This is a genomic window from Hyphomonas sediminis (genome assembly GCF_019679475.1).
Classification (GTDB): domain Bacteria; phylum Pseudomonadota; class Alphaproteobacteria; order Caulobacterales; family Hyphomonadaceae; genus Hyphomonas; species Hyphomonas sediminis.
In genome coordinates this window covers 3412814-3420000 of sequence record NZ_JAIEZP010000001.1, presented here as the reverse complement: position 1 = coordinate 3420000, position 7187 = coordinate 3412814, and the positions used below count along the sequence as shown (strand labels likewise).

At 58.0% G+C, this 7187-nt stretch carries 2 protein-coding genes, 1 tRNA gene and 2 rRNA genes (1 of these 5 cut by a window edge); 3 read left to right on the top strand and 2 right to left on the bottom strand.

The genetic code is table 11. The annotated features are described in order from the left end of the window. The 3 genes from K1X12_RS16470 to K1X12_RS16460 all read left to right on the top strand — a co-directional run. Positions 1 to 2357, top strand: a 23S ribosomal RNA gene (locus K1X12_RS16470); it begins 417 nt to the left of the window's first position. A gap of 90 nt (positions 2358 to 2447) precedes the next feature. Continuing rightward, positions 2448 to 2562: ribosomal RNA gene (gene rrf, locus K1X12_RS16465) — 5S ribosomal RNA — on the top strand. Between the two features lie 183 nt (positions 2563 to 2745). Continuing rightward, positions 2746 to 2822 (top strand) — tRNA-Met (locus tag K1X12_RS16460). 260 nt (positions 2823 to 3082) lie between these two features. On the opposite strand, the gene K1X12_RS16455 is transcribed toward K1X12_RS16460, so the two are convergent. Further along, positions 3083 to 5749 (bottom strand): TonB-dependent receptor, encoded by a 2667-nt coding sequence (locus K1X12_RS16455; RefSeq protein WP_220988687.1) that lies wholly within the window; start codon positions 5747 to 5749, stop codon positions 3083 to 3085. Positions 5750 to 5893: 144 nt separating this feature from the next. Continuing rightward, positions 5894 to 7186, bottom strand: coding sequence for an aminotransferase class V-fold PLP-dependent enzyme (locus K1X12_RS16450; protein WP_220988686.1), 1293 nt, complete (start codon positions 7184 to 7186; stop codon positions 5894 to 5896). Position 7187 lies beyond the last annotated feature (1 nt).

Genomic DNA, 7187 nt, shown 5'->3' with positions numbered 1-7187 from the left:
GAAATCCTGTCTGAACATGGGGGGACCACCCTCCAAGCCTAAGTACTCCTTACCGACCGATAGTGAACAAGTACCGTGAGGGAATGATGAAAAGAACCCCGATGAGGGGAGTGAAACAGATCCTGAAACCGGATGCCTACAAGCTGAGGGAGCTCTTCGGAGTGACCTCGTACCTTTTGTATAATGGGTCAACGACTTAGTGTTGCGTGCAAGCTTAAGCCGTTAGGTGTAGGCACAGCGAAAGCGAGTCTGAATAGGGCGACTGAGTACGTAGCATTAGACCCGAAGGCAAGTGATCTAGGTATGGGCAGGCTGAAGGTGCGGTAACACGCACTGGAGGGCCGAACCGTTGAATGTTGAAAAATTCTCGGATGACCTGTGCCTAGGGGTGAAAGGCCAATCAAACTTGCTGATAGCTGGTTCTCCGCGAAATCTATTTAGGTAGAGCGTCACGGTTGAGACTCCAGGGGGTAGAGCACTGAATGGGCTAGGGGTCCTCACCGGATTACCAAACCTTATCAAACTCCGAATACCTGGAAGTTATACGTGGCAGACACACGGCGGGTGCTAACGTCCGTCGTGAAAAGGGAAACAACCCAGACCGCCGATTAAGGCCCCCAAGTCATAGCTAAGTGCGAAACGATGTGGGATTGCTGAGACAATCAGGAGGTTGGCTTAGAAGCAGCCATCCTTTAAAGAAAGCGTAACAGCTCACTGATCAAGCGATCCTGCGCGGAAAATGTATCGGGACTAAAGTTATGCGCCGAAATCGCGGGCTCGTAAGAGCGGTAGCGGAGCGTTCCGTAAGCCGGTGAAGGTGAACCGTGAGGTTTGCTGGAGGTATCGGAAGTGAGAATGTTGACATGAGTAGCGACAAAGCGGGTGAGAGACCCGCTCGCCGAAAGTCCAAGGGTTCCTGCGTAAAGCTAATCTGCGCAGGGTTAGCCGGCCCCTAAGGTCAGGCCGAAAGGCGTAGCCGATGGGAACCACGTTAATATTCGTGGGCCGTGGGATGAGTGACGGATTCCGAAAGCTGTACGAACTTACTGGATTGTGAGTGCAGCCTGGGGGTCCCTGGAAATAGCCTCCCACATTAGACCGTACCCTAAACCGACACAGGTGGACTGGTAGAGCATACCAAGGCGCTTGAGAGAACTATGTTGAAGGAACTCGGCAAATTACCTCCGTAACTTCGGGAGAAGGAGGCCTCATATTGGGCAACCAGTACTGAGGGGCACAAAACTGGGGGTTGCGACTGTTTATCAAAAACACAGGGCTCTGCGAAATCGCAAGATGACGTATAGGGTCTGACGCCTGCCCGGTGCCGGAAGGTTAAAAGGAGATGTGCAAGCATTGAATTGAAGCCCCGGTGAACGGCGGCCGTAACTATAACGGTCCTAAGGTAGCGAAATTCCTTGTCGGGTAAGTTCCGACCTGCACGAATGGCGTAACGACTTCCCCACTGTCTCCAACATAGACTCAGCGAAATTGAATTCCCCGTGAAGATGCGGGGTACCCGCGGTCAGACGGAAAGACCCCGTGAACCTTTACTACAGCTTCACAGTGGCATTAAAGAATATATGTGTAGGATAGGTGGGAGGCTTTGAAGCTCTGGCGCCAGCTGGAGTGGAGCCAACCTTGAAATACCACCCTTGTCTTCTTTGATGTCTAACCGCGCCCCTGGATGGGGCCGGGACCCTGTGTGGCGGGTAGTTTGACTGGGGCGGTCGCCTCCCAAAGTGTAACGGAGGCGCGCGATGGTAGGCTCAGAGCGGTCGGACATCGCTCGTTGAGTGCAATGGCATAAGCCTGCCTGACTGCGAGCTCGACGGAGCGAGCAGAGACGAAAGTCGGTCATAGTGATCCGGTGGTCCCGAGTGGAAGGGCCATCGCTCAACGGATAAAAGGTACTCCGGGGATAACAGGCTGATGATGCCCAAGAGTCCATATCGACGGCATCGTTTGGCACCTCGATGTCGGCTCATCACATCCTGGGGCTGGAGAAGGTCCCAAGGGTTCGGCTGTTCGCCGATTAAAGTGGTACGTGAGCTGGGTTCAGAACGTCGCGAGACAGTTTGGTCCCTATCTGCCGTGGGTGTTGGATACTTGAGAGGATTTGTCCCTAGTACGAGAGGACCGGGATGAACACACCTCTGGTGGACCTGTTGTGGCGCCAGCCGCATTGCAGGGTAGCTATGTGTGGACTAGATAACCGCTGAAAGCATCTAAGCGGGAAACTAACCTCAAAACCAGGTATCCCTGAGAGCCGTCCAAGACCAGGACGTCGATAGGTCAGGTGTGGAAGTGCCGCGAGGCATGAAGCTAACTGATACTAATTGCTCGATCGGCTTGATCCGAAACTCATGTGTAGTTGAAAGCGCAGTCTTTTAACGACACTTCAGTCAAGACATTTTGGTTTCTTACAATCGCAAACTGGTTTCCGCCGACCTGGTGGTTATGGCAGGGGGTCCCCACTGGATCCCATCCCGAACTCCGTCGTTAAGCCCCCTTGCGCCGATGGTACTATGTCTTAAGGCATGGGAGAGTAGGTCGCTGCCGGGTCTGCCGAGCCCAGTTGGCGATTGTAATACTTGCAGACACGTCTTTCTCTTACTACGAAGACCGCTTAAGGGCGGTCTGCCGCAAAGATCACTCGATCGATGCGGCTCCGTCCGGCCCCGGCGAAAGCGGCGGGCCGGATTTTCGTTTCAGGGGATACTCTCCGGGGACGAACAAGTTAGCTGACGCGGGATGGAGCAGTCCGGTAGCTCGTCAGGCTCATAACCTGAAGGTCACAGGTTCAAATCCTGTTCCCGCACCCAAAAAGGAAACCCCCGGTCCCGGAAACGGAACCGGGGGTTTTCTGATTCCGGGCGAGGTCTTATCGGCCAGATTTCCGGCGGTTCGTTAGGTTTGTTTCTCGCCCGTGATGTTGCCGTTTCCCGCCGCTTTGTCGGCGCGCAATGCGCGCGAAGGGGGGAGGCAGTCGCCGAAGAGGAGTTCGTCGCCACCCTCTTGCACAAAACGACGCCCAAAGGGCACAGCGCCGGGGCTTGGGGCCGGTAAATGGCATCGACGACCGCTACAGCCTGACATTTAGTCGGACATAGTATTGCCCGCCATCGGTATCGTAAGGGGCGTTGCGCGAGTAGATCAGGCCTTTGCTGGCTTCGAGACGCGCCTCTTCAGGATATTCGTTGAAAAGATTTTCTGCGCCGATGCGCAGGGTGGTTTGTGCGCCGATGTCCAAGGTAGCGCCGACATCAACAAACAACTCTGTGCCGAAGGTCTGAACGACCGTGCCTGTCTGGTCGGAATAGTCCGCCCATGGCCCGATCACGCGAACCCGGCTGTCCAGGCGAACCGGGCCGCGCGCATACTCAGCAGAGAATATCCCAGCATATTTGGGGAAGATCCGTTCAAATTGTTCAATCCGAAGTGACGACGCGCTGGCAGCAACGTTCACCACTTCCGTTTCGTTATAGTTGCCCAGGATCCGCAGGCTAAGCTCGCCGCCCGCAAATGGACGGTCATGATCAAGCGATAGATCGAACCCCGATGTGCGGGTGTCGAAATCGTTCTGGTAAAACTGAACCCGTGTGATGCTTTCTCCGCCAGGGATGTTCAGGGCCGCGAGGCTCGATCGTTCCGCATCCGTCAGCGTGTAAGTCTCAGAATTGAAAATGCGGTCGCGCACGTCAATGCTGTAGACGTCAAGGCTTGCCGTAAACGCGCCCTGTGGTCGCCAGACGAGACCTGCAGAGAGGTTGGTGGAGGTTTCGGGCCGGAGCGAATCGATACGCGTGCCGCTACGCTGGCTCAGAATGTTTGCCACCGGCCCGACTGGCGCAAACCGGCCATTGGTGAAGATATCGAGCGTCTCAGGATCAACCCCTTGGGACGTCCGCTCCGAATAGCTTTGGGCGGGCGTGGGCGCTTTGAACGCAGTCGAGACAGTGGCGCGCGCGATCAGGCCGCCGCCAATATCCTGGCGCACGGATAGCTTGCCATTTAGCCGGTCGCCATACGAGTCGAACTCCTCGAATCGTGCGGCAAGGCCAAGCCGCGTCGTCTCGCTTGGCTGGATGACCGTATCGATATAGGCCGCCGAACTGGCATGCCCATAGGTCCTGGCCTGTAGTGCGGTGTATCCGGGGAAACCGTTGGAACCGGAGGTGAGCCCGTCGGCTGCGCCCGGTCCGATTTGGTAAGAGGCCGAATCGCCCGCGCGAATGCTGTACCGCTCCAGGCGGTGCTCGAAGCCAAATGCGAACTCGATGGGGCGCGAAGTCAACATGCCCGGGGACAAGGTTTTCTGAAAATCAGCATTCAGAGTATATTCCCGCTGACGCAGGCCGCCCGCATTGAAGCTGAGTGGGCTTTCCGGCCCCATCGAGGCGTTGATCGTGTCGTAGAGAAAATAGCCAATGCTGTTTTCCCCCGCGCCGAAGCTGAGATCGTAAGACAATCCTTTCGCCGTAGTATGTTTGAGGCCTAGCATGACCGAGCCATCTTGTTCGTCCTGGCCGAACTGAGGCTTGAACCCGTGTGGGTAGAGATCCCTCAAAGACCATCCGTCAAACGCCGGGCTGATGGCGTAGGCGCTCGACGCATTCGGACTGCGCCAGTTAAAATCGGAAACACCCTGACCCCAGCTATAACTGGCGAGCGCGTAGACGCGGCCCAGAGGCGTTTCATGGCTTGCCGTTGCCAGCGTGCGGAAATCTTCCCGTTCAGGCTGCCCCCATTTCTGCACCGGGTCGGGCAAAGCGACGTCCGGATGGGCTTCAAGATAGTCCAACGCATCCTGGCGTTGGCGCGCCCGCGATGTCGGCGCCGCGTCGCTGTAATCAAAGGCGAGGCGAAAGCTCCCATCGCCGGTGTCCATGCCGCCGCCGGCGCCGAAGCGTTTCTGGATGCCATCTCCGGCATAGTATTGGCTGTATTGCCCATAAGCGTCGGGTGCGGCGTCCTGACGGGTGATGACATTGATCACCCCGGCGATGGCATCCGAACCGTATTGGGCCGAGGCGCCATCGCGCAGGACTTCAATACGGCCGATTGCGTTCGTCGGAAGCTTTGAAAGATCAGACGACTGAGCGCCACCCGTGTTCAACATTGCCGAGCGGTGACGACGTTTCCCGTCGATGAGCACAAGCGTGTGATCAGCAGAGAGATTGCGCAGGCTATAGGGGCGCACAAACACCGCGCCGTCGCTGAGTGGGCGACGCTGAACATAGAAGCCGGGCACCAGAGTGGCCATCACATCCGTCAAATCGTCGGAGACCGGCGCCGCAATATCTGAAGGGCCAAGCACCTGTATAGGCGACATGCTTTCGATTGCCGGAAGGCCGGTGCGAGATCCGGTGACAATGACGGTTTCATAGACCCTCACCTTGTCTGCCGGCGCAGGGAAGAGGGGCGGGCGCGATCCTGTCGGGGGAAGCGTGCGCGGTCGTGGCAGGGCACGGACAACCCACGCGCCGCCCGACTGCTGCTGCGCCTTGAGCCCGGTGCCTTCAAGCAAATAGGCGAGCGCTGCCTCCGGCGTCATGCGCGCCTTCAGGGGGCGTGTTTGAATATCGGGTAAATCGCTTGAGCTGGCGATGATGACATGGCCGGTCTGTTCCGACAGGCGATTGAGGGCGTCTGGCAGTGGCAAGGCAGGCACAGAAAGCGGGACGCTCTGCGCCTCAGCGAAACCGGGCGCCAGCAGGCAAGACAAGCAGATCAGGACCAGCGAACGCATGAGCCAATCAGGGGATCAGAAAAACGGTGGTGATTGATCCCCTTACAAGCCGATGGCGATGACAGGCTGATGACAAGACGAGCGGCGGCGTCAGTTCCTCGGCAGGTGACGTAGAAATGTCGCAGAAGCCAGACCGGTCCGCCCTTAGAATTCATCCAGAACAGACCGCAACGCGCCCACGAGTTGAACGCAATGGGCCGGCGTGTTGTAGAGCGTCGGGGTGATCCGGACGCAGGCGCCGTTGGCTGGTCCCGCCCGGTGGGTCGTGAACACACCGTGCGCCGTCGCCAGCTTTTCCACGATCGCCTTGTTTTCCGTTACGCTGCCGCGGCCCCGGATGCGGAAGGACGTAATGCCTGCATGCAGGCGCTGGTCCTCAGGCGTGAGGATGTCGAGACGGGGATCATCGCGCAGGTCGTTGACCCATAGATCCCGCAGATGGGCAATGCGGGCCGCCTTGTTCGCCGCGCCCACCAGGTCGTGAAAATCAAGGGCGTCATTGATCGTCAGGAACGTCGCGAAATTGGTCGTGCCCGTATGAATTCTGTGGAACGCTTTGCCGGTGCCGTCCGGGCGTTCGGAGATGTTCGGGCTGATATCCGCCTCCCGGCCACGCCGGATGTAGAGGAGGCCCGCGCCAATCGGGTTGCCAATCCATTTATGCAGGTTGAAACCTATGAAGTCCGCCCCAAGATCATCAATGCGGAAATCGGTCTGCCCCCAAGAGTGCGCAGCATCGACGATACAGTCGACACCGAAACCACGCGCCAGCTCCACAATCTCTCGTACGGGGATCTTCAACCCTGTCCGGTGGCTGATATGGGTCAGCAACAGCAATCGGACGGACGGATTGCCCGCGAGCGCCTGCCGGTAAGTTTCAAGAATAGACTCATGTGTGGCAGGCTCGGGCATTTCGATCCGAATGACTGCAGCGCCGGCCTGCTCGGCGCGTGTCTCCATAGCTGTCTGGATGGAATCGTAATCGAGATCGGAATACATCACGGCGTCATCGCTCGTCAGCGAGCGGTAGCCGCCAACCAGCGCGAGGAGCGCCTCTGTCGCGCCGCGCGTGAAGACAATTTCGTCATCGTTTGCGCCGAGCATGTTCGCCAGCCGCTGTTGGACCGGCTGCAGATCAGCATAGTAGCTTCGGCGGGCGTACCAGGAATTGTCCCGATTTACCTTCTCGGTGTGTCTGAAGAATGCCTCCATCACCGGGCGGGCCATCACCCCCCAATAGCCGTTCTCGAAATTCACCACGTCGCCGGTCACATCATACTGGGCCGCAATATGGCGCCAGTAGGCTTCATCCCGGGCGATATCGCCAGGCAAACGCTGCGCCGGGGCCGGCGCGGGCGCCGCTTGGCTGGGGGCGGCGGCAAAGGACGCCGCTGCAGCAGCGGCGCCCTTCATAACCAGACGTCTGGTAACGTTCATG